At 59.2% G+C, this 23,559-nt stretch carries 20 protein-coding genes and 1 tRNA gene; 9 read left to right on the forward strand and 12 right to left on the reverse strand.

Annotated features, from left to right (window positions below; all coding sequences use genetic code 11):
- Positions 1-38: 38 nt before the first annotated feature.
- The 4 genes from HB375_RS15895 to HB375_RS15910 form a co-directional block, all read right to left on the reverse strand.
- Complete coding sequence (locus tag HB375_RS15895; RefSeq protein WP_167673998.1) at positions 39-1,439, reverse strand: polysaccharide biosynthesis/export family protein; 1,401 nt, start codon at positions 1,437-1,439, stop codon at positions 39-41.
- Positions 1,440-1,539: 100 nt separating this feature from the next.
- The gene (locus tag HB375_RS15900; protein ID WP_167673999.1) at positions 1,540-2,952 is read right to left on the reverse strand and encodes an O-antigen ligase family protein; all 1,413 of its coding nucleotides are present in this window, start codon (positions 2,950-2,952) and stop codon (positions 1,540-1,542) included.
- A 35-nt stretch (positions 2,953-2,987) separates the two neighbouring features.
- The gene (locus tag HB375_RS15905) at positions 2,988-5,264 is read right to left on the reverse strand and encodes a Wzz/FepE/Etk N-terminal domain-containing protein (protein ID WP_167674000.1); all 2,277 of its coding nucleotides are present in this window, start codon (positions 5,262-5,264) and stop codon (positions 2,988-2,990) included.
- Positions 5,265-5,442: 178 nt separating this feature from the next.
- The gene (locus tag HB375_RS15910; protein WP_167674001.1) at positions 5,443-6,132 is read right to left on the reverse strand and encodes a sugar transferase; all 690 of its coding nucleotides are present in this window, start codon (positions 6,130-6,132) and stop codon (positions 5,443-5,445) included.
- Positions 6,133-6,983: 851 nt separating this feature from the next.
- Between HB375_RS15910 and HB375_RS15915 the strand changes: the two genes are divergently transcribed.
- From HB375_RS15915 to HB375_RS15935, 5 genes are all read left to right on the forward strand, one after another.
- Positions 6,984-7,997 carry a radical SAM protein gene (locus HB375_RS15915; RefSeq protein WP_167674002.1) on the forward strand — a complete coding sequence of 338 codons (1,014 nt, stop codon included), beginning with the start codon at positions 6,984-6,986 and terminating at the stop codon, positions 7,995-7,997.
- Between the two features lie 211 nt (positions 7,998-8,208).
- The gene (locus tag HB375_RS15920; protein WP_167674003.1) at positions 8,209-10,275 is read left to right on the forward strand and encodes a Calx-beta domain-containing protein; all 2,067 of its coding nucleotides are present in this window, start codon (positions 8,209-8,211) and stop codon (positions 10,273-10,275) included.
- 198 nt (positions 10,276-10,473) lie between these two features.
- Positions 10,474-11,250, forward strand: coding sequence for a P-loop NTPase family protein (locus HB375_RS15925; RefSeq protein WP_167674004.1), 777 nt, complete (start codon positions 10,474-10,476; stop codon positions 11,248-11,250).
- Between the two features lie 93 nt (positions 11,251-11,343).
- Entirely contained in the window at positions 11,344-12,846 is a 1,503-nt protein-coding gene (locus HB375_RS15930; protein ID WP_167674086.1) for a lipopolysaccharide biosynthesis protein, read from the forward strand.
- Positions 12,847-12,856: 10 nt separating this feature from the next.
- Entirely contained in the window at positions 12,857-14,431 is a 1,575-nt protein-coding gene (locus HB375_RS15935; RefSeq protein WP_167674005.1) for a nucleoside/nucleotide kinase family protein, read from the forward strand.
- Between the two features lie 419 nt (positions 14,432-14,850).
- Here the strand turns inward: HB375_RS15935 and HB375_RS15940 are convergent.
- The 4 genes from HB375_RS15940 to HB375_RS15955 form a co-directional block, all read right to left on the reverse strand.
- Positions 14,851-14,927, reverse strand: a tRNA-His gene (locus tag HB375_RS15940).
- Between the two features lie 124 nt (positions 14,928-15,051).
- A complete protein-coding gene (locus tag HB375_RS15945) occupies positions 15,052-16,023 on the reverse strand; it encodes a tripartite tricarboxylate transporter substrate binding protein BugD (RefSeq protein ID WP_167674006.1) in 972 nt (323 codons plus the stop codon).
- A gap of 62 nt (positions 16,024-16,085) precedes the next feature.
- Complete coding sequence (locus HB375_RS15950) at positions 16,086-17,588, reverse strand: tripartite tricarboxylate transporter permease (RefSeq protein WP_167674007.1); 1,503 nt, start codon at positions 17,586-17,588, stop codon at positions 16,086-16,088.
- Positions 17,588-18,253: a tripartite tricarboxylate transporter TctB family protein gene (locus HB375_RS15955; RefSeq protein WP_167674008.1), complete on the reverse strand. Its 666-nt coding sequence runs from the start codon at positions 18,251-18,253 to the stop codon at positions 17,588-17,590. The genes HB375_RS15950 and HB375_RS15955 overlap by 1 nt, the downstream gene beginning before the upstream one ends.
- Positions 18,254-18,527: 274 nt before the next feature.
- On the opposite strand from HB375_RS15955, the gene HB375_RS15960 reads away from it, so the two are divergent.
- From HB375_RS15960 to HB375_RS15970, 3 genes are all read left to right on the forward strand, one after another.
- On the forward strand, positions 18,528-19,268 hold the full coding sequence (locus HB375_RS15960) for a TerC family protein (protein WP_167674009.1): 741 nt from the start codon (positions 18,528-18,530) through the stop codon (positions 19,266-19,268).
- A 73-nt stretch (positions 19,269-19,341) separates the two neighbouring features.
- On the forward strand, positions 19,342-20,040 hold the full coding sequence (locus HB375_RS15965; RefSeq protein WP_167674010.1) for an AzlC family ABC transporter permease: 699 nt from the start codon (positions 19,342-19,344) through the stop codon (positions 20,038-20,040).
- Complete coding sequence (locus tag HB375_RS15970) at positions 20,037-20,363, forward strand: AzlD family protein (protein WP_167674011.1); 327 nt, start codon at positions 20,037-20,039, stop codon at positions 20,361-20,363. Before HB375_RS15965 ends, HB375_RS15970 begins: the two co-directional genes overlap by 4 nt.
- On the opposite strand, the gene HB375_RS15975 is transcribed toward HB375_RS15970, so the two are convergent.
- The 4 genes from HB375_RS15975 to HB375_RS15990 all read right to left on the reverse strand — a co-directional run bounded on the left by HB375_RS15975 (position 20,337) and on the right by HB375_RS15990 (position 23,110).
- The gene (locus tag HB375_RS15975) at positions 20,337-20,810 is read right to left on the reverse strand and encodes an arsenate reductase/protein-tyrosine-phosphatase family protein (protein WP_167674012.1); all 474 of its coding nucleotides are present in this window, start codon (positions 20,808-20,810) and stop codon (positions 20,337-20,339) included. The two genes, HB375_RS15970 and HB375_RS15975, sit on opposite strands and share 27 nt — an antisense overlap.
- 3 nt (positions 20,811-20,813) lie before the next feature.
- Positions 20,814-21,299 carry a UPF0262 family protein gene (locus HB375_RS15980; protein WP_167674013.1) on the reverse strand — a complete coding sequence of 162 codons (486 nt, stop codon included), beginning with the start codon at positions 21,297-21,299 and terminating at the stop codon, positions 20,814-20,816.
- 78 nt (positions 21,300-21,377) lie between these two features.
- Positions 21,378-22,667, reverse strand: a complete 1,290-nt coding sequence (gene hisD / locus HB375_RS15985; RefSeq protein WP_167674087.1) for a histidinol dehydrogenase — start codon at positions 22,665-22,667, stop codon at positions 21,378-21,380.
- Between the two features lie 2 nt (positions 22,668-22,669).
- Positions 22,670-23,110 (reverse strand): DUF2948 family protein, encoded by a 441-nt coding sequence (locus HB375_RS15990; RefSeq protein ID WP_167674014.1) that lies wholly within the window; start codon positions 23,108-23,110, stop codon positions 22,670-22,672.
- Between the two features lie 128 nt (positions 23,111-23,238).
- Between HB375_RS15990 and HB375_RS15995 the strand changes: the two genes are divergently transcribed.
- Positions 23,239-23,520, forward strand: coding sequence for a hypothetical protein (locus HB375_RS15995; protein ID WP_167674015.1), 282 nt, complete (start codon positions 23,239-23,241; stop codon positions 23,518-23,520).
- The last annotated feature ends 39 nt before the right edge of the window (positions 23,521-23,559 follow it).

The following is a 23,559-nucleotide window of genomic DNA, read 5'->3' on the forward strand; positions in this document are numbered from 1 at the left end:
CCGGTTGAGTCGTTCCCCCCTTTCAAAACCAAGCCGCTTTATTTCGGCACATCCAAAGCCTGGGGCACACCTACGGAATCACTGAGACCCAGGCTCACTTCGACAACATCGCCCGGGACGAGCTCCGTATCCTCCTCAGCAACGATACGCGACCGGTCGCGGTCATTCTTTCTGAAGATCCAGATGTGCATGTTGGCGTTTCGCGCTTTGAGAAGGCTTGTCGTCGTCGATCCAGCCAAAAGAACCTTCTTTTTTATCGTATCAAGTTCCCCTCGCAGCGACTCCACCCTCGCATTTGCCTCCTCCATTTCGCGTGCTGCTTCGATACGGCGAATAAGAAGCAATCTTTGCAACTTAGCATCTGCCTCATCGCGATCCTTTTTCGCATTGTCGGCCGCGGCGTTCGTTTGCTGAGCGCGGCTTAAGGACAAAAGGACCGTCCGGCGCACATCGGTCACACGGCTGGCAGGCACAAGACTCTTCTTAAACAGTTCGTTCACCCTCTCCATGTCCTCGGCGTCAAGCTTGGCGCCTTCTTCTTCGCTTTTTGCTTGCGCCAGAAGATTTTCGATTCTTTGCTTCGCCTGCGCAATTGTGTTGAGCAGATTAGCTTTTTCCACCTCGTAATCATTCAGTGCAGTTTTCAGATGCTCCGCCTCCAGATCGATGATCTGATTCACGACCTCGGGATTGAGATTAGCCAGCAGCTCGTTTCGATTGAGCACACTTTGCCGGCCAAGCACGTTCTGGAGACGCCAGACACGCGCGCTTTCTTTGGCGAAATTGATTGCAAGGGTGGTTCGCTGCTTCTGAAGCTCAAGGACCTCCAAGAGTGAATTCCCCGCCGTGGAACCCATTATGTTGTAACCGCCGGCAATAGATATCGCCTGCCTGATCGTCAGGCCGGGCCGATAAGCGATCTCTCCCTGGCGGGCTATATCCCCGTTCAAGTAGACTGGTCGGTACTCCAGAATGCGGAGCGAAATCTCGTGGGGCTCGATGATTTGAGCAGCATCTCCACCACTGCTGATGCTGCGATTTTTATAAACGAAATTGGGCAACCGCTCCCCGACCCGGGATCGCAATTCCGGCAAAGACATCCCAACCACTTGCATCTCGCCGATAAGCGGGAACGACGCGTCGCCATTGAGATCGATCGGAATGCGCTGCCGAACTTCAGGCGATCCCATGATAGACAGTTCGAGGACATCACCAACATCGAGACGATACTCAGAGGCCAAGGTCGGAACGGCCGGGAGTAAACAAACGATCGACAATGCAATCAGATGCAACAATCCTCGCGAAAGTTTTCGTACACGCTCTCCCTCGCTCATTATTCGCATGCCCTCGTGACAGATATGCGCCCTGGCTCGCATTGCCTTCACCACCATCTTCCCCGGACGAGGGGTGTTTGAAAAAATGTGCTGGATCAGACTCATGTCGCCTGTCTGCGGAATCGGACCGTATCTGCGCCTCGCTAGGTTCACGGGCTTAGGTGTCTGTCGCATTTGTATGTCCCCGAACGTGCGCTGGGCTCCATCAAAGAGAGGGCGATCTCTGTTGGTAAGTTTTTGATGCACTGATCTGGGATACCCGATGGCGTCCATCCGGTATCCTAGGACGTCGCACGGAACGTGCGCGGCTATCTCGGGAAAGGACTGTGCGCATGAACAGAGCGAGGTAGGTTACAAGCCAAAAAAACGGACTCGTCGACGGCCCGAATGAATCGCTCGACATATTGGCGGCGATATACGCTAACCCTCCCAAAGCCAGCCCGACCGCCATCATTCGATCGCTATGGCTCGCATTCTTCGCCCGGTACGCCAGCATGATTGTCGAACACAGGACAATGATTGCAGCCGTGAGAAAGATAAGGCAGACGGCTAATCCAGGAACGCCGAGCATGCGCATATAATCAATGATGACATTGTGACTGTGAGGTACAGGACCGTCACCGAAATCAACGTTCAACATCTGGCCTGCGCCCTGGCCGAAAATCGGGTTGTTATAGAACTGCTCGAAACTGTAATCCCAAAGCGCCTTTCGACTCAGCAAAGACTTGACCTCGGCCTCATCCGAAAAAAACTGGGTGAGGAGACGAACGGCCCTAGGATTGAAGGAGATGAGGCTAGCGAAGCCAATGATCGCCACGCCTATGCCGATCCCGAGATTTCTGAAAAAATTAAACACGCTCCGTGCTGCCTCCTCCTCCAGGAGGGGGGCAAACAAAAGCAAAAGAGATGAGCTTGCCGCAAATATGAGCAGATTCGTCTTTGACCCTGCCGCAATGAATCCGAAGGCTGTTGCGGCGGTTATGGCAAGCCACCACAGGCGTCGTTGACTTGATAGCGCCAGCGCGAGCCCAACGGGAGCCACGGTTGACAGGACCATGCCATACTGGTTTGCGTGCTTGAAGAAGCCGTTCGACCTATCTCGATCCGCGAATAGAATCGCAAACAGAGTGCTATTGAAGTACGCAACAAAGCTCAGGGCCGAGATGACAGACGCAAGGATCAGAAGCAGGCCCACAAGGTTGCGGGCGCGCTCCACTGTGAAAGTGGCATAGAGCAGGACGAGAAGCGCTGCGCCGGAAAAGTGCGTAACGATCACCCTTCCGGAGCGAAGCGGTTCCGGCGCATTCAGAATCGAAATGTTCGACCAGAACAGGACGAATGCGCTGCTAGCCAGCGCAACCGCAACAAAGCGGGTAGACGCCCTGTCAAGAACAGGATAGGCCCTCAACCGCGCGCCTCTGAACGCAATGCAAACGGCTACGGCCATGAAAGGCGTAACGACCGACATCCCTCCCGGCAACGCCAAGGGTTCGGGGAACCAGATCAGTACGACTGTGATGCCCAGACACAGATAGGCAGCTTTCGCGCAATAGAGAGAGCGACCGGCGGCTCCAGTCGGAAAGTTAACAATCCCTCTTTGATCGAATGCCGATGGCATCTCTGTTTCGATCCCTTGCACTGTCAAACCACGGTTCAGGCATCGTAGTAGTATCTTCGGTAGCTCTCACGCTGCCGAGATCCGAGTTGCTCGTACTTGGAAAGTATCTTCGTATTCACCTTGTTGAATACGATGCCGAGACAACAATCGCGAATAATCTTGTCCGACAGCACCATCTCGCGCACGAGTTTACGCGGTGTCCGTCCCCATTCGACAACGACAAGCAACCCCGACAACAATGGTGCGGCGGCTCTGACGTCGACCACCGGCCCGAGCGGTGGCAGATCGAGCACGACATAGTCAAACCGCTCGCGAGCCCAGCGCAGTAGATCTCGCATACGCGCCGAGGTGAGAAGATTGCTTGTATCGGTCAATCGACGATTTCCGGAAGCCGGCAAGAACAGGAGGCCTGTATCTGTCTCCCGCAGAATCAGCGAATTGAGGGATGCCTCTGCAAGCAGCGCTTCCACAAGCCCGCCCTCAGCAAGAGGCGTTATCGCGCTCGTCAGGCCTGGATTGCGCAAATCAGCGTCGATAAGAAGCGTGCGCGCGCCTTGCAGGGCCAACAGGCTCGCAAAGTTCTTTGCAGTGGTTGATTTGCCTTCGTCAGTCAGAACGGAGGTGACGCCAATCACCTTAGACGCTCCGTCTTGCAAGGAAAGATCAGCAGCAACCTTTACCCCGCGCAATGTCTCCGCATAACTCGAAAGCGGAGCTTGCGCGACGTAGCGCATCATCGGCGGGGAGTGAAACTCGCGCTCTTCGGCCAACTGAACCCGATCAGGTGGGGCACGTTCCATTGCCGGAGCCACTTGCGGCAAGTTGCCGAGAAATTCCGTGCCGACGATGTCGCGGATCTGCATACCAGTCCGCAAGCTGTGGTCGCCGAAGTCGCGCAAGAGACCAAGGCCGGCCCCCAGCATGGCACCTCCGATCAAGGATACCGCCAGTGTCAGAACCTTGCGCGGATAACTGGGAATCAAGGGCGTCGCTGCATCGGTAATAATGCGCGCCTCCGCAATCGGGAAAGACTCGAGTTGGTTGGCTTCCTGGACGCGTTGCAGAAGGCTCCTATGAAGGATGCGGAGAGTCTCTTCCCGACGTTCGAGCTCTCCCAGTTTAAGCGTTTGAACATTCTCCGCTGCGCTGACGCCAGCCAAACTTGCAAGACCGTCCTTCAGGGACTGTTCCCTAGCTTTCGCAACCTCGAAGTCGTTGCGATAGCTGTCCGCGATGCGTTTAAGCTCCGCCAAGATCAGCTTGTCGTATTGCCGCATTTCCTCCCGCAGACTGACGGCTTGCGTGTGATCAGGACCAAGGCGCGACGATATCTCGGCCTCTCGCTTGGCAGCGTCAAGGAATTTTGAGCGCAACCCGTTGATGACAGTATCCTCGAGTGCCGCTCCAACTAGCGCGTCTGTCCGCCCCGCATCCAGAATATCCTGAATGCGCAGATAGCGTGCTTGCATGCGTGCGGTTTCAGCACGGGCGAGGGTCAACTGCGTATTCAACTCAGACAGCTGCTGATCGGTTATGAGCTTACCACCAGCTGAGACAAGATTGTTCTCCGTGCGGAAACGTTGAATGGCGAGGCCAGCTTCAAGAGATTTCCTGCTGAGTTCCTCAATGCGCTCCTCGAGCCAGGCCCTGGCGCGGTTCGACGTGTCTTCTCTCGCGGCATACTGGTTCTCAAGGTAGGCAGACGCATAAGCCTGCGCGATGCGTGCAGCGAGAGCGGGATCCGAAAGAGTGTAATTAACAGCGATGACGCTTGTGTTCGGTACGCGGTGGACATCGAGGCCCGTTTGCAGACGCAAGACCACTGTCATCCTCAGCGCATCGCCCGTGGGAGCAGCCGGCATCGGGAAGTTGAACCACTGATTAAGGACGGAAGTTACGGCCTTGATGACCAATCCCATCAAACTGTCCTGAAGAAACAGACGATTGTTTGTGAGATCGAGCTTACGAACGACAGCGAGCGCGATGGAGTCGGACTTGATGACCTCCACCTGGTTATCGATGTAATTGTCGCTTTTGTCAGAGCCGAGCACGGATGGCCCCGACGCTCCCTCTACGGCACGAGTTGCCCGCGTGTCGATAAGAATACTTGAGGCCGCGGTGTACTGAGGTTCCGCGAGAAGAATGTAAGCCACACCGACTGCGAGACTTAGACAAGTGACCGCCACAAAAACCCAGATCTGGCGACGCGTCATCGCCAGAATGCTAGAGAGATCGATGCTTCGTCCCGGAGGCTCAAACCACTCGCCTTGTGGACCGCCCGGAGGGGTTTGAGAGGGTTGGATCATCAGCATCTGCGGCCTTCCTGCAACTGATCAACCGTCTGACGTAGGAGCCGGCACTAGGGAACCCGACCTGTGTATCGATCCTCGCACAAGAACCAAACAGCACCACGAAATTGAACAAACAGAGCGACGTGACAGCGGCAAGTTAAACAGATCAGTCCCTACCAAGGACTTCCAACGCGAGCGGTCAGAAACTACCCCGTCTGCTCAAGACCGCATTGATGGTTCGCAGCGCTATCTTTGCATCATTCCACAAACTCCAGGTCTGCACATAATGCTCATCGAGCGCTACCCGTTCTGGATAAGAACAGTCGCTGCGCCCACTGACTTGCCACAACCCCGTGAGACCCGGCCTAACAGAGAGATAGAGGGGGAGTGCCTCACCGTATCGCGACATTTCGGCGGCCACGATCGGGCGCGGGCCAACAAGGCTCATGTCGCCTGCGAGCACATTGAAGAGTTGCGGAAGTTCGTCGAGACTCGATCTTCTCAGGAATTTCCCAAGTGGCGTAACACGCGGGTCGTTCCTGAGCTTGAAGCTCTGCTCCCATTCACGTCGCGCCTCCGGAGATCTTTCCAGAAGTTCCTGCAGTACCTTGTCCGCGTTCGGAGTCATCGTGCGAAACTTCAGGCATGCGAACGACCTCCCTCCCAATCCAACACGCTGCTGCCTGAACAGGATGGGCCTTCCAGAGTCAAACCTGATCAGCCCATAGATACACACCATGAGAGGTAGGAGGAGAAAGAGCATCAACGCCGCGATGTTAACATCCAGCACTCTCTTACATGCACCTTCAAATGAAGTATGTTGGAATGATGGCCGCGGAGCTTCTTGAACTCGCGCGAGCGCGGGACGCAAATGAATGTCACTAGACATGGACCCCTCCACCTAGCGATAAAATTAGGGAGCCCTGTCGAGCCCTCAGCGCGCACTCTCAACGTTCGAAAATATGTCTGACTTGGAAATCTGTGGCTGAATTAACGCCGCCATGAGCGCAAAAAACTATGCTTAGTTAGCCGGCACGTCAACGCTCGAAGTCAGTTACGACGAGGAGAGTATACAAGCTTAGCCAGCAGCTTCATTGCCAAAATACCTCTTTCGGCATAGATGCCGTCATATCGACTCCAGACCGGCGAGATGCGATTACAAGGGCGAATCTGACCTTCGCGAGATCGCCAACTCACCAAGTTGTATTACCCATGCAGAATTTTAGGGCGATCCGCGAAGTGTCTGTTCGGGATACCGCGTTATGGCACGGCACACTCGCTGATCACGCAACGCATTGGCGTGACATGTTCTGTGCATTATGAGGTGGCGAACGGAGCACGTGAGGCGCGATAACTGATCGCCAAGGCTTTGGACGCGGCGCTCAGCGCCAACTTCGACGTAACCACGCGTTTCGCGGTCGCTCTTACAGGTGGGTGGTCCTCTTCAAGCCGAAGCTCATCAAGGCGAGCATCACCAGAAAGGACGCGTCGAAGAACTTGGCGCTTGGATTTCCGCTGGATGATATGATGGATATCACAACGCCAAGGCCGGGAACGCCGGAGCAACTGTGACCATCATACTCCTTTTTAGGCCCTAAGTGCTCTTCTTTGCGACTTCCCCGCGCTTCCGTTGATGACGATATAGAGCCCTCTGATTTCCGTATTTCAGTTAACCGACGTCGGTCCAACAAGACGCCAGCCGAGGACGCTCAATTCCCTCCGATCAAAAGGGATGTAGCTATGGCAACTTCCGAGACGCTTCATCGCATAAACCGACTTGTCCGCGGTCAAAGAATCAAGTTCGGGGCTGCGCTGCTCGCCGATATTGCCCGTATCCGACACACCATTGTGCGTGTTGATCCGGTTGGCGCATGCAATCTGCGCTGCGGAATGTGTTTCTTCTCAAGCGCAACCTGGAGAACGGAACACGCCAAAGGGCGCCTCACGAAATCAGAACTCGAACGCATCGCGTCGATGCTATTTCCTCTGGCGATCCAGGTTCACTTCGGAGCCTCCATGGAGCCAACGACCTTCAAGGATTATCCTTGGCTCGTCAGGCTGGCGAAGCAGCACAAAGTACCCTTCGTCGGGTTCACGACAAATGCACAACTACTCACGTCAGACGGCATCCGCCAACTTGCCGCCGCAGGATTAGATGAGATCACAATCTCAAGCCATGGCGTCCACAAGGACACTTATGAGCGCCTGATGAGAGGGGCCTCATTCGAGAAACATCACGAGACCCTGCGCGACCTTGCGAGTGTAAGATCCCTGAACAAGCTACCGAGGCTGCGAATCAATTTCACCATCAACCCGGACAACTTGGAGGAGCTCAAGAGTTTCTTCGATGTTTATGGCGCGTACAACCTTACGACGCTGCAGCTGCGACCCGTCTTCGACTTTGCTGACACCGAGTACCGCAACAACGATTTGTCCAAATATCTCGACCGATATCGAGCCATCACGGCCGATATCATTCGCGAAGGCGCCAATCGCCGGGTGCATGTACTTGCCAATGTAAGCGATCCCACTCATGAGGGTGGGAATGTGTTTGCTCATGTGTATCGAACAGCATTTCTCAGAGCTGTTAGTCCCGAATTCGTCTGGACCAAAGACTTCGATTGGCGCAATGAATCGCTGGCGGATTACTGTAACCGCATAGGCTGGAGGAAAATGCTGCTTCGCCAGATCATCCAGCCGCACCGCCAAGCCTCACTCCCCGCCGCTCAAACGGCGGCCTTCGATGTGTTTTAGCGCGACTTTGATACTCTCGCCGCAGAACCAAGGGTCCAGCAGGCTGGTGAGGACTGCGCATCTGCCGTGCGATGAAAGCACCCAGCGAAGGCGGAAACGCTCATTGGGCGCAGAAGGTGGATCACCCCAAAGATTTCTGGCGAGAGGTATCGCACTCCTGTAAATTGGCTCGGGTGTAGTCGGCCTGTCGCCTCGATATTTGGAGACGAAGATGACGACCGTCACTTTTCAGCAAAATGTGGGCACCTACAGCGGCACCGTCGACACAATGCTGCGGGAAAGTCGACCGACAAAGGATTATGCCACGGCGACGGACCTCAATGTCGACAGCGTTGACTCTGCCGGCAAGCACAATGTGGCACTGCTGTATTTCGCAAACTTGTTTGGCTCAGGCCCTGGGCAAATTCCGCTGGGGGCGACGATCACCTCGGCGACACTCACGCTGCAGGTCTCCGACAAGTCAAGCGACGGCGTCTCTCTCCACCGCATGTTGACCAACTGGACGGATCTTCCGACCTGGACCTGGGATTCGTTCGGCAATGGCATCCAGTTCGATGGCACGGAAGCCTCCGCGACGGCCGACCTCATTACTGGGGCCGTGGGGCTCGGCAGCCAGAGCTTCAATGTTACGCAGAGCCTGCAGGCGTGGGCAGCCGGCGCCGCCAACTACGGTTGGGCATTCAACCCGGCCGGTCCCGATGGCTGGGATTTCAATTCGTCTGAAGGAACAGTCGCGCCGAGGCTCACCGTCACCTACGAATTGCCCGCTCCCACGGCTGGCGTGACGGTAACGGAAAGCGGTGGTTCAACCGCCGTCACGGAGGGCGGAGCAAGCGATACGTTTAGAGTGGCTCTTGCCAGTGCTCCTACGGCCAATGTGATAATCACGATCACAGGCAATGCCGATATCGACCGCGCACCGGCCACGCTGACCTTCACACCCACGAACTGGCAGACACCTCAGACCGTGACGCTGACCGCGGTAGACGATACCTTGGTGGAAGGAACCGAGACCAGCAACGTCACACTGACCGTCTCCAGCACAGATCCCCAGTACAACGGCCTCAGCATCGCGCCGGTCCCGGTGACCATCTTCGACAATGATGCCCCTCCTCCTGTGCTGCCTGTCGTCACGATGCAAAACGCCTCCGCGACGGAAGGACCGAACGCGCAAATCACGTTCACGCTGACCCTCGACACGGCAGCAACGCAGGACGTGGTGGTTAGTTACTCCACCCTCGATGGGGCCGCCACCGCCGCAAACGACTTTGTCGGGATCACATCCGGAACCACCACATTCGCGGCTGGACAAACCACGGCGACCATCACGGTCAACCTCAAGGACGACACCGTCGCGGAAAGCACCGAAACCTTCACCCTCAGGCTCAACTCCGCTACCAACGCCACGATCGGTACCGCCACGGCCACCGGAACGATCTTTGACAATGATTCCACCGCGCCGCCCGAAATCAATGCCACGGTTGTCAGGGTCCATGATACGACCCAGTACAAAGCTGGAGATCCGACGGGCTACGGCAGCGGAGACCCGTCAGGGCTGGCCTATGTACCGGGTTTGAACCTTCTGTTCATCGCCGATTCCGAGCACGACGAGAGCCCCTACTTCAGCCCCACCAATCTGTTTGCGATCAGACCTGACGGTACTCATGTGCAGTCATACAGCCTGACGAGCTTCACCAAAGAACCGACGGGCGTCGCCTACAATCCCAAGAACGGCTATCTCTACATCACTGATGACGATCAAAGGAAGGTCTTCTGGGTCGATCCGGCTAACCCTTCCGTGAAAGTTGGCGAGTTCAGCGTCAAAGCCCTCGGGATCACCGACGCGGAGGACCCCAAGTTCGATCCCGTCACCGGCCATATGTACATGTTGGATGGCCTCTCGCGCACTTTCTTCGAGCTCACCAATACAGGTCAGCTAGTCAAATCCTTCACTCTGCCGTCCGTGATGACGGATGCGGAGGCATTGGCTTATGACTCGAGCCATGATGTGTTCTTCATCGCGTCCGGCGCCACGCGTGGAACGATCTTCGAGATGGATCGCGACGGCAATGTGCTGGAAACCATCACGACCCTGAATGCATCCACCTATGTTAATCCAATCACCGGGTCAAAGCCCAAGATCAAAGGGCTTGAGCTGGCGCTGAGCAGCGATCCGAATGACGGCAATCGGCTGAGCCTTTATGCAGCGGACTACGGCGTCGATCAAAAAGCCGACGGACGCCTGTTCGAGATTAGCCTTGGGGTAAGCTGGGCGTAGGCGACGGTGCGGCAGAGGGAGGCTCTCTGATTTTTCTGACTGCTGCGAAAAGATGTCCTAATCCGGCCGCACCATCTAGGATTATCCCAACACTACCCCGAATGATCAGGATAAGTGTCTGCGGTTTCAGCCGCGCGGATGATATCATTGCCAGACCTCGGCGTGAGGGAATCTCGAAACTTGCCCCAGGGGGATGCAATGCTGGTTGAGTTCCTTGGCTTGCCAGGTGCCGGAAAATCGACCCTGTCGCATCTTGTAGCGAACCTCCTTTTGGAACGCCGATATACCGTTGAGGAGACCACCTACGACCTCGATCGCCGCTTCGGAAAATTCGAGCGATCTGTCATAAAGCTCGCACATATCGCGCGCTACCTCTGCACGCATCCGCGTTGCGCGCTGTCCAACGTGAGCAGCATCCTGGCCACACGGCAAGCGACACTCGCCGACATCAAGAAATCCATTCCCAACTGGCTGTATGTGGCATCCCTCGTCTCGCGCAGGCGTTCCGACGATCGAATCATCCTTCTCGATCAAGGCGTCGCACAGGCCGTTTGGTCGATTGGCTTCGCGGCTGAGCAAGAGCTCTGGCTTGACCTTCACATGAATACTACGTCCGAAAGGACGCCAAAACCGGACCTGATTATACAGGTCCAAGCGAGCTTTGAGACAGTTAGCGTCCGGCTGGACTCCCGCAAGAAACGCATCAGTCGCCTGGAAAGCCTCGTACAGAACCACTCGGTGTTACAGCACGCCCAAGATCACTGCGATGAGATCAGCCTGAGATTCGAGGCCGCCGGCGTGCCAATCATTAAAGTTCACAACGATGACCCTGAGCAATTGGCGTCCAACGCGCGGCTTGTCACCGACATTATCATAGCGTTCGTGAACGAGCAGACAGCCGCATCGAGAGAGCGGCCGCAAGGGGCTCCGTTATCCGCCCCCCAAAAGAGAGCTTCGCCAATACGTGGGCTCTGATGCTAAGCACCCAAGGATCCGCCACCCATGGACGAGCAACCAAAGGAGACAGTATGCGATCCGCTCCGGCAGAGAACACCGCAGGAATCAGCCATGAGCAACATGCGCCGCGGACTGACTGAGCGCACCGTTCTGGGCCTGGTCTGGACTTCTCTGGCCATGGGCGCTCAGGCGCTAATGCAACTCGTTGCGCTGATCATGCTGGCGAGGCTGCTGCCACCCAGCAAATTCGGCGTGTTTGCAGCGGCGCTGATCGTCACCAGCTTTTGCGCCATCTTCTCCGAGCTGGGCGTCGGCCCGGCGATCGTGCAGCGACCGACGTTGAAGCAGCGTCATATCCGGGTCGGATTCACGCTATCTGTGCTTCTCAGCTTTGTTGCGGGAGGTCTGGTCTGGGCTGCCGCTCCATACATCGCGCGGTTTTTCCAAATTCCTGATCTGGCTGAAGTCGTTCGCGCAATCTCCCTTGGGTTCCCTCTTCAAGGGGTATCCATGGTAGCTCAAGCTCTCGCCCAGCGTGACCTGCGCTTCCGCTGGCTTGCAGCTATCGACGCCGGTGCCTTCGCCGCAGGATTCGTTATCGTTGCTCCGGTGCTTGCCTGGTTTGACTTCGGCATATGGGCACTGGTCGGTGCCTATCTGACACAGCAGGGCTTGCGTATGATCATTCTGCTGGTCGGCCAACCACACTCCAAGCGGCTACTCCTGGAACGCCGCGCCATCAAAGAGTTACTCTACTTCGGAGGCGGCTTCACTCTAGCCCGGATCGGAAATTACCTCGCCAACCAAGGGGATAATCTCGTCGTAGGGCGGTGGCTAGGTCCCCAAGCCCTGGGTCTGTATACCCACGCCTACCAGCTGATGGCCGCGCCAGCGGTTCTCGTCGGCCAGGTTCTGGACCGCGTACTGTTTCCCACAATGGCGCTCGTCCAGCTTGAGCCACAGCGTCTGGCCCGCGCGTATCGAAGCGGCATTTCCGCCTGTGCTCTGGTGATCCTGCCGGCAAGTGTCATCGTGGGGATCGTCGCGGATGAAATTGTACTGGTCCTGCTTGGACCCGCGTGGTCCGGCGTGATCTTCCCACTTCGGATTTTAGCATTCGGGATGTTGTTCCGCACCAGCTACAAGCTAAGCGACTCGATCGCGCGCGCGACCGGCGCAGTCTATGCTCGAGCCTGGCGACAAGCCGTCTTTGCAGGCGCGGTCGTCCTCGGTTCATTGATTGGACAGCTCTGGGGATTGGGCGGAGTGGCTTTCGGAGTGTTTTCCGCCATTGGCCTCAACTTTGTTCTGATGGCGCACCTCAGTCTCCGTCTGACTGGAATGAGCGGGTCGGAATTCTGCCGGGCACACTTACCGGGAATTGCGCTCGCGGCAATTCTCGGTTTCGGTGCCTGGGCATTGGCTGGCTGGCTTCGGGAGCAACAAACCTCGCCGGTCGTGATCCTCTTTGAAATCGCGCTTCTCGCGCCCACAATAAGCCTGTTGCTGTGCTGGCTTATGCCAACCTTCTTTCTTGGGCAGGATTCACAATCACTGCTTCGCGCACTCAGTGCGTTGATGCCAGCGAAGCTGCAACGCCGTTCTCTCAGATGATGGAGAGACAATGTCAGATGTAGAAGCTCAAACCCAAACCAGCTATTCGACTCTCCCGACCCCGCCCAAGGGGCTTCCCATCGTACAGAACCTGTTTACGCGACTCCACAAAGCGGATCTCGCTTATTGTCACTGGAAGAGCAACGAGCATCTGGGCGCGGCAGTGGAAGGTCTCACAGATCTTGACGTTTTGGTCGATCAGCGCCGTGCCTCGGATCTGCAGCGCATCCTTGCCGAGAGCGGATTCAGGCGCTTCGCAGCCCCGCCGCTACGCGCCTACCCCGCGGTTGAAGATTACCTCGGCTTCGATGACGGTACCGGGCATCTCGTGCATCTTCATCTTCACTATCAGCTCACACTCGGGCAGCGGCATCTCAAGGGTTATCGTGTGCCTTGGGAGCATCAGGTGCTTGCTAGGCGCATCCTGGATCCCCAATACGGCATTTATGTCGCGGATCCGGCCACCGAGCTGGTGCTTCTCCTGGTCCGCGCGGCCCTGAAGCAACGCATTCGCGATCGGTTGCGCCTCAGATCAAAGAGGAGACTCAAAGGCGCCGTGGCGGATTTCCATCGCGAGTTCGCATGGCTGCGTGAGCGCGTCGACGACAATGCCGTGTGTGAAACGGCGCACGGATTTCTCGGCTCGATCGCTGACGAGCCTTTGCGCCGCTTGCTCGACGATCAAGCCATATCTAATCGTCTGACCGATTTTTCAGCAGCTGTCCGACCCGCATTGCGGCGATACCGAACTTATGGACCATTGGCTGCCCCACTGCGTGCCTGGCTGCGGGAACTGCAGTGGGCCGCAGATGCAGTAAACCGTCGCTACCTCCATCGCCCAGTGCCGCTGCGACGGATCTCGCCCCGAGGCGGCACTGTCATTGTCCTTCTCGGATCAGACGGCTCGGGGAAATCCAGCCTCGCGAAAACCCTTGTCTCCTGGCTCGGAGTCAAGCTCGACGTGATGCCCATTTACTTCGGCAGCGGTGACGGCCCTAGCTCCTTCTACCGGCTGCCCCTACGGCTCGCACACCGGCTCCTATCGCCGGTCATTGGCAATGGAAAGAAGTCGCGATCTGTTGACGATAATGGCCTCGATCATCAGCGCCTTTGGATGCGCGTCCGGAGTTCTTTGCGTGCGGCGGCGCTCATCCCATGGGCTCTGACCCTTAGCTTGGAAAAAAGGGGTAAGCTGCGGCGAATGACCCGGGCTCGTAATCGGGGCATGATCGTCGTATGCGACCGGTTTGCGCAGGCGGATATTCCGGGTTTCAACGACGGTCCTCTACTGGCCCATTGGCGGCGTTCCCGTTGGCGGATCTGCCGGGCCCTGGCCGTTTGGGAAGCCAAACCCTATGCCGACGCCAAGCTTGATCCGCCGGACCTTGTCATTAAGCTGAATGTCACGCCGGAGGTTGCACTGGGTCGCCGGCCCGAGATGAGTCTCGAAGAGATACGCCGCCGCGTGCAGGCCGTGCAGAGTTTCCGCTTCCAGGAGCCGGCAAGAGTGGTTGAGATTGGAACTGACGTTCCGCTCGACGAAGTTGCTCTCGCCGCGAAACGGCTCGTCTGGGATGAAATCTAGCGGCTTTAACTTGGGGAAGTGTCCCTCGGGCGATGTCCGATATCCCAGGTCCTGAGGAGATGAGGCAGCATTGGCATGGCTGACACGCACAGGGCAGTCACATTGATAGTGACAGGAGAGTTGCTCAGGGGAAAGCTCTCAACATAGATCCCAGGCCTCTGTGCTGATGGCCTTGGGCGTGGAAGTGAAGCTCTAGTTGAGGATTCGCTTGTCGATTGCAGGCATGAACTAACCCTCGAAAAGGATCCCCAACAACACTGCAGGGCCTATATGCGACTCAACCGCATGAGCCGACTGTAGGAAATGATAACTATCGAGGTAACCAGGGGAGCTTGGAAGCTCTGCTTCCCATATGCTTCCCAATTTCACTTCCTAAGAAGCAGGGCTAGGGCTCACTCGGCCAAAACCCTTATTTTATATGGTACAGCCGCCCCGGCTCGAACGGGGGACCCCCAGATCCACAATCTGGTGCTCTAACCAACTGAGCTACGGCTGCACTCGCGGCAGGGTGTAATCGCCTCGGCGATCAATTTCAAGGCTTCTTTGTCGCCGCGGGCTCTCAAAAGCGAATGGCGGGCCGTGGGGCCCGCCACCCTTGTCCGGAAAAGCCGGAAAAAGCCTTATTCCGCCGTGGCTCCCGCCGCTTTGAGGACCGGGGTCCAGCGGGCGACCTCGCTCTCGACGAGTTTCTGCAGCGCTGCCGGGGTGCGCTCGGCGCCGGTCGGGATCACGCCGCCGAGGTCGAGCAGACGCTTCTTGGTGTTCTCGTCGTCCAAAGCCTTGACCAGCGCATCGTTGAGCTTCTTGACGATCTCCGGCGAGGTGCCCTTGGGCGCGAAGACCGCGTTCCAAGCGCTGACCTCGAAACCGTCGAGACCGGCTTCCTTGGTGGTCGGCAGGTTCGGCAGGGCGGGCGAGCGCTCAGGCGTCGCGATGGCGAAGGCCTTGATGGTGCCGCCCTGGATCTGCGGCGCGACGTTGACGATCTGGTCGGTCATGTAGTCGACCGAGTTCGCCATCAGGTCGTTGAGGGCTGGCCCCGTGCCGCGATAGGTCACCATGGTCGGCTTGGTCTTGATGACCGAGCTGAAGAAGATGCCGGTCATGTGGGAGACTGAGCCCACGCCTGCATGGGCCATGTTCACCTTCTCACCGTTGGCCTTCATGTAATCGACGAAACCCTTCAGATCCTTCGCGGGAAAATCCTTCTTCGCCACGATGATGATGGGGGTGCCGGCCGCGAGCCCAATGGGCGCGAAGTCCTTCGTCGGGTCGTATTTCAGGCTCGGATAGAGCGCGGGCGCAGCGCCATGCGTGCCCATGTGGCCCATCATGATGGTGTAGCCGTCCGGCTGCGACTGCGCCGCGCGGGTGATGCCTGTGGTGCCGCCGGCGCCCGCCACGTTCTCGATCACGATCTGCTGGCCGAGCGTGCGGGACATGTGATCGCCGACGATGCGGGCGATCACGTCCGTCGGGCCACCCGCTGCGAAGGGCACGATCATGGTGATCGGCCGCTGCGGATAGGTCTGCGCCTGTGCCGCCGACACGGCCAGTCCAAGGGCCGCAAGGCCGAGTACGATCTTTTTCATTGGTTCCTCCTGGAAAAATTTCCTTGTCTTGAGACTTGAGAACAGGTCGTCGGAATGCAAGCCTATTCCGTGAACACCTCGTCCCTGCCCTTCCGGATCGACGGCAGAAGCGCCAGCACCAAGAGGAGCACCGCCACCGCCAGAAGGCCGGCGCTGACCGGGCGCTCGATAAAGGTCGAGAGTGACCCGCGCGAGAAGATGAGCGCGCGGCGCAGGTTTTCTTCCATCAGCTTGCCGAGCACGAAGCCCAGCAGCATCGGTGCGGGCTCAAAGCCGAACTTGATGAGCAGGTAACCGACGAGGCCGAACAGCGCGATGAAGATCACGTCCGTCGGCAGCGAATTGATGGAATAGATGCCGATGGCGCAGAACATCAGGATCGCCGGGAACATCAGGCGATAAGGCACCTTGAGCAACCGCACCCACATGCCGACCAGCGGCAGGTTGATGACGAGCAGCATCAGGTTGCCGACCCACATGGAGGCAATCATGCCCCAGAACAGGTTGGGGTTCTTGGTCATCACCTGCGGACCGGGCACGATGCCGTGAATCGTCATCGCGCCAACCATCAGCGCCATCACCGCATTCGGCGGAATGCCGAGGGTGAGAAGCGGAATGAACGAGGTCTGCGCGCCGGCATTGTTGGCGGATTCAGGTCCCGCCACACCCTCGATGGCGCCACGACCGAAGCGGCGCGGATCCTTCGCGATTTTCTTTTCCACCGTATAGGAAGCAAACGGCCCCAGCACCGCGCCGTTGCCCGGCAGAATGCCGAGGATCGCGCCGATCACCGTGCCGCGGATCACCGCCCAATAGGATTGCTTGAAGTCGTCCTTGTTCGGCAGAAGCCGTCCGATGGCCTTGTGCACGATGTCGCGTGCTTCCGTGCTCTCGAGATTGCGCATGATTTCAGCGATGCCGAAGATACCCATGGCGAGAACCGCGAAATCGATGCCGTCGGACAGGAACGACAGACCGAAGGTCATGCGCTCCCGGCCGGTTTCGAGATCGGTGCCGACGGTCGACAGCAGAACGCCGACAAGGATCATCGCGATGGCCTTGAGGATGGAGCCGCGCGCCAGCACGACCGCAAAGACGAGACCCATGACCATCAGCGAAAAGTACTCCGCCGAACCGAACACCAGGGCGAGCTTGGTCAACGGCGCGCCGAGCGCGGCGATGACCAGCGTTGCCACCGTCCCGGCAAAGAACGAGCCGATAGCGGCGATGCCGAGCGCAACGCCGGCGCGACCCTGGCGCGCCATCTGGTGACCGTCGAGCGCTGTGACCACCGAAGTCGCTTCGCCCGGAATGTTGACGAGGATCGCCGTGGTCGAGCCGCCATATTGCGCACCGTAGTAGATGCCCGCGAGCATGATGAGCGCGCCAACCGGATCGAGCCCGAAGGTGATCGGCAACAGCATCGCGATGGTGGCGATGGGGCCCACGCCCGGCAGCACGCCGATGAGCGTGCCGACAAGACAGCCGAGGAACGCGAGGCCGAGATTTTGCAGCGACAGCGCGACGCCGAAGCCGAGGCTCAGATTGGAAACAAAATCACCCATCAAACGCTCCCACCCTGAGCTGCCACACCGCCCTGCGCATGCTTGCGACGTCCGACAAAAAACACGACGGCCGCCGCGACGATCATGATCACCGCCGTCGCGCGCAGTACATCCTTCTGCGACCAGTCAGCAGGAAACAGACCAACGAGGCTCTGCGGAAAAATCGGAATGGGGAGATTCAGGAGATCACCGAACAACAGCATGCAGAACGGCGTCAGGCTGAGCGCGAGGATCACCAGTTCGCGCAGCCGCGCCTCGTTCGTAGCATAGCCGCTGACGATGATCGCGAGCGGACCAGCCACGACGAGGCCGAGGCCCGGAATCGCAATGGGCCCGAGAACGAAGGGCCTGATCGTGATCGCGAACCCAATGATCGCGAGCATAATGAAGATCACACCGCGCAGGCTCCAGCGCTCCAACGGCTCTCCATCCGTGAGGAAGGAGGAGGCGACGAGCGCGAGGCCCGAGAGCCCAACGCCGACGGCGAGCCAATCGGGCAGCATGGCCGGGCCCATGGAACGCAATGTTCCTTGCGGGAGCCCCTGCGTTAGCGACAGGGCCAGAATGGCCAAGGCTATCAACAAACTGCCGCCGGCAAAATTTTGCGGCGCACGGATAACCCAACGTCGCCCCGGAGAGCCGGGACGGTGGTGAGCAGCAGACATAGGCGGCCTCCCGAACGGGCGCGTGCCTCGCGCCCGAGACTTGTTCTGTTTCTGTGTGTTGTGCCCAAGGCCGGCGGTCGGATCAAGCAAGCGACGCCTAAATTAGAGGCGTTCATCGGGAAAATGTGGGCGTAACGGCTAAGACCTTTGTCGAAGCTCCACAGGCAGAGTTGACTTTCCACGCAAGATACAGCCGTCTGCGGTTGAATTCTGGAGAGCCGTATATACTTAAGCTCGACTCTCCATTCCCGACCTGAACCTTCCCAAGGCCGTCATGGACTATATTCTTTCGACCACATTTCTCGTCTCGCTGCTTCAGGTCATCTGGCTCGACATTCTGCTCTCGGGCGACAATGCGGTGGTTATCGCCATGGCGTGCCGCTCGCTGCCCGAGAACCGGCGCAAACTCGGCATCCTGCTCGGCGCCGGCACGGCCGTCGGCCTGCGCATCGTCTTCGCCTTCCTCGTGTCCGAGCTTCTGGGCCTCCCCTTCCTGCGCATCGTCGGCGGGCTGCTGCTGTTCTGGATCGCCGTCAAACTGATCCAGGGCGAGGATGACGGAGGTCACGGCAACGTCGAGGCCAGCACCAGCTTGTGGAGAGCCGTGCGCACCATCGCCATCGCGGACGCGGTCATGAGCCTCGACAACGTGGTCGCCATCGCCGCCGCCTCGCGCGGCCACCCGGAACTCTTCATCTTCGGTCTTCTGCTCTCGATCCCGCTGATCATGGTCGGTGCGTCGCTCATCACGAGCCTGATCACGCGCTTCCCGATCTTCGTCTGGGCGGGCGCTGCTCTGCTCGGCTACATCGCCGCGGAAATGATCGTCACCGATCCGGCCGTTCTCGGCTGGCTGTCGGGCCAATACCCGCATTTCGTGATGCCTGATCCGGGTCATCCGCCGCTCGACATCAAGCCCATCGGCGCGGTTCTCTACAGCGCGGCCGCTTTGGGCGCGTTGTTCGTGGTCGCGGTCGGCTTCGTCCTGTCACGCAAGTCTGCAAAAGCGGCCTAAGACTTAAAGATAGCGACCGCGCGCCACTGCGCGGTTGACGCATCGGCGCAGGGCGGGCACAGAGCACAGGCTCATGTCCGCCCTGCGCTCTCATTTCTCCCTTGCCGGCCTTGGCCAAGGCGCGCGCGCCGCGTTGCCCGCTTTTCCCGGCTTCATCATGTTCGCCATGGCCTTCGGCACGGCTGCATCCCAAAAAGGATTGTCGCTGGCTGAAGCGTTGGGCCTCAGCGCCTTCGTCTATGCCGGTGCGTCGCAGATGGTGGGCCTCGAGATCTGGCAGAGGGTGTGGTCGCCGACGACGATCCTGACCATCATGACGGTCACGGCGGTCGTGAACTCGCGCATGATCCTCCTCGGTGCAACCTTGCATCCCTGGCTCAAGGACGAGCCGAAGCCGCGCACCGCGCTCAATCTCTTTCTCATCACGGAAGCAGGCTGGCTCATCAGCACCCGCTATCACAGCGACGGCGGCCGCGATGTCGGCATTCTGCTCGGCTCAGGGCTAACGCTGTGGGCAGTGTGGTTCGTTGCGACCTTCATAGGGTTCTTCGCCGGCGCACTCGTACCGGAGCCCACGCGCTTTGGCCTCGATCTCGTCATGCCGATCTTTTTCGGTGCGATGCTGGTGCCTCTCTGGAAAGGGCCGCGACCTGCCCTGCCCTGGCTCGTGGCGGGCGCTGTGTCGCTTGTCTTCCACGCGCTCGTGCCGGGTTATCTCTTCATTCTTGCCGGTGCGCTGGCGGGCGTCGTCGCAGGGATGCTGATCGAATGAGCGGCTTGGAATCCGTCATCGCCGGACCTTGGGGCGCGGCCTTTGCTATCGGCGCGATGATGTCAGCGACCTTTCTGTGCCGCATCGCAGGCATGGTGGTGATGAGCCGCGTGCGCATCACGCCGCGCGTCGAGCGGGGTTTACGGGCGCTGCCGGGCTCGATCATTCTCGCAACGATCCTACCCGTCGTAATCGACAAGGGTTGGCCCGCCATCATGGCGCTTGCGGCGACGATCGTCGCCATGGCGTTGACGCGGTTCGAACTCATAGGCCTTGCGGCAGGCCTCGGGACGCTGTCACTCATCCGCCTGTTTGGCGGTTGAGACGACTTTAAGCCTGTCGAGAATGCGCTCCACCAGACCATCGCGCACATGGCGATAGGCATCGAGAACCTGCTCGCGCGCGCCCTGCACCAAGGTCGGGTCCGGCGTCGGCCAGTATTCCACTTCCGCCGCGACCGTTCGCGTCAATTCGAGTGCGGCGTGATGCGCCTCGGGCGAGAGTGAAATGATGAGGTCGAAATTCAGGCCCTCCCATTCCTCCAACTCGTGCAACGTGCGCGGCTTGTGCTTCGACACGTCGATGCCGATTTCATCGAGGATGGAGACGATGAATCCGTTCGGCTCGCTCGGGCGCACGCCCGCCGATTGCACGTAGATCGACTTGCCGAAATAGTGCCGCGTGATCGCTTCCGCCATCGGCGAGCGCACCGCGTTCATGGCGCAGACGAACAGGACCGATTGAACCCGTTTGGCGCGAGCGATTTCCACCCGTCAGCCTCGCCAGTGAAGAGCGAAAATGAGCGTGAAGATGCGCCGCGCCGTATCGAAATCGACCACAATCTTCCCCTTGAGGCGCTCCACCAAAAGCTCCGCCGCCTCGTTGTGCATTCCGCGCCGCCCCATGTCGATGGCCTCGATCTGGGAGGGCGAGCCGGAGCGGATCGCCTGATAATAGCTGTCGCAGATCAGCTCATAATCGCGGATCGCCCTGCGAAAGGGTGAGAGCGAAAGCTGATGGGTGATGAGCGGCGCGCCGCTTTCCGTGCGCACCTCGAAGCAGAGGCGCTTTTCGATCAGCGCGATATGCAGCGCATAAGGCCCGCCTTCATAATCGGGCAATGCGAAAGAGTTCGCCTCGAGAATGTCGTAGATGGCGATGGCGCGCTCGTGTTCCTGGTCGGGATTGCCGCGCCCGATCGACGTCTCGTCGAGCGTGACGGCGACCAGTTTGCTGCGCTCCTTCGGTTCGCTCGCCATGCCTCGTTCGGCCTCACCCGCGCATGATCCGGAAAAGTGGTGTCCGGTTTTCCGAAAAGATCATGCGACCTCACACCATCACAGATTCAAGCGGATCGCCACAGACCGTGCATGACCTTCCAGACCCTCCGACCGCCCGAGGGCAATGGCCGCCGGGCCGAGCGCCCGCAGGGCATCCGCGTCGCATTTCAGGATCGAGGTTCGCTTCATGAAGTCAAGCACCCCGAGGCCGGACGAGAAACGCGCCGAACGGGCCGTCGGCAGCACGTGATTGGGACCGCCGACATAATCGCCGATGGCTTCGGGCGTATGGCTGCCGAGGAAGATCGCGCCGGCGTTGCGGATCTTGGCGGCCAGTTCCTCGGGGTTTTCGGTCTCGATTTCCAGGTGCTCGGGTGCCAGCCGGTCCACCAGAGGAACGGCGTCGTCCAGGCGCTCAACCAGAATGATCGCGCCAAAATCCTGCCAGCTCGCGCGGGCGATCTCCGCCTTGGGCAGAGTTTCGAGCTGCCGCTCGACGGCTTTCTCGACCGCGTTCGCGAGGCCGGCATTGTCCGTGAGGAGGATCGCCTGCGCCACGGGATCATGCTCGGCCTGAGCCAGAAGATCAGCGGCGATCCAATCGGGATTGGCGTGACCATCCGCAATCACCAGCACCTCGGAAGGGCCGGCGATCATGTCGATGCCGACCTGCCCGAAGACCCGGCGCTTCGCCGCCGCCACATAGGCATTGCCCGGCCCGACGATCTTGGCGACCGGCTGCATCGAAGCAGTGCCATGGGCGAGCGCCGCAACCGCCTGCGCACCGCCGACACGGAAGACGTCATCCACACCGGCCAACCGCGCTGCGGCGAGCACCAGCGGGTTCGTTTCCCCATGCGGGGTCGGCACCACCATGGTCACACGCGGCACGCCCGCGACCTTCGCGGGCACAGCGTTCATGAGGACGGAAGATGGGTAGCTCGCGCGGCCGCCCGGCACATAGATGCCGACCGATTCCAGCGCGGTCCAGCGCCAGCCGAGCGTGACGCCGAGCGCATCCGTCGTCATGGAATCGTGCGGCCGCTGCGCCCGGTGATAGACTTCGATGCGCTCCTTCGCGAGCGCCAGCGCGTCCAATGCCTCACGCGGACATTCCGCTTCCGCCGCGTTGATCTCGGCATCCGAAATGCGCAAGGTCTGCGCGCTCAATTCGAGCTTGTCGAAGCGGCGCGTGTAGTCGATCAGCGCTTCGTCGCCGCGCGCCACCACATCGTCGATGATCGCGCGGACGGCCTGGTCCACATCTTCCGAAATCTCACGCTTCGCGGACAGAAGATCGGCGAAAGCCTGCGGGAACGAGGCGTCCCGCGCGTCGAGCCGTTGCACCATCAGCCGCGCTCCGACGGCTGGCCGTTATGAGAGGGGCGGCTTTCGGCAGCCCAGACGGGGCCGATATCTTTCATCTGCATTTCGATGCACTCCAGATCGACCTGAATGGCCCCGCCATCGGCGAAGATCAAGGTCGCGGTGCCGGAAGGCGCATCGCGTTCCTCGAAAGAGATCGCAAGGAGGTTGAGCACCGCATCCTTGTTGCTCTGGTCGATGCCCCTCACGCGCACGCCGGTGACATGTTCGAAATGCATGCAGGCGAGACGCCGCTGAGGGGAACCCGCCGGGGCCTCCCAGTCGAAGCGACGGGCTTCGATGGCGAAGCGGTGCTCCTTCGGCAGATAGACGATGTCTCCGACATGCAAGATCGCGTCCTGCAGGTGAGCCGACACGACGGCCAGATCGTCAGGATCGAGGGCAACGAGTTTCAGGAGGTCCATGGGGCTGCCAACCTGTTGTTAAGCGTTGAAAACTAGGTAGAGAGCCGCCGCGGCAAGCGCAACCTTCCCGCTCAGCGCCGGTTCATCTTTTGGGGCCGACCATGGTCGCGGTGTTGAAGGAAATTTGGATGAAACGCATCGCCCTTGCGGCCCTGGCCCTGGCCCTCACGGCTCCAGCCTCGGCCCAATATTATGGCAATCCCTATCCGCCGCCGCCTGCCCCGGAATGGGGCGGCCCGCCTCCGGGCTATCGCCATGAATGGCGGCGCCCCGCGCCGCGCCAGCGCGTCGGGAATGTCTGCTACACCTCGCGCGGAAGCTGCGAATACCCGCAATACTTCCCGATCAACACGCCTTGCCGGTGCGATATCCCCGGCTTCGGCATGAAGCGTGGGGCGATTCTTTATTGAGATTGCAGAGTGCGGAGGCCTTGGCCTCCGCTTTCTTTT

This window comes from Microvirga terricola, assembly GCF_011777495.1.
Lineage (GTDB): Bacteria > Pseudomonadota > Alphaproteobacteria > Rhizobiales > Beijerinckiaceae > Microvirga > Microvirga terricola.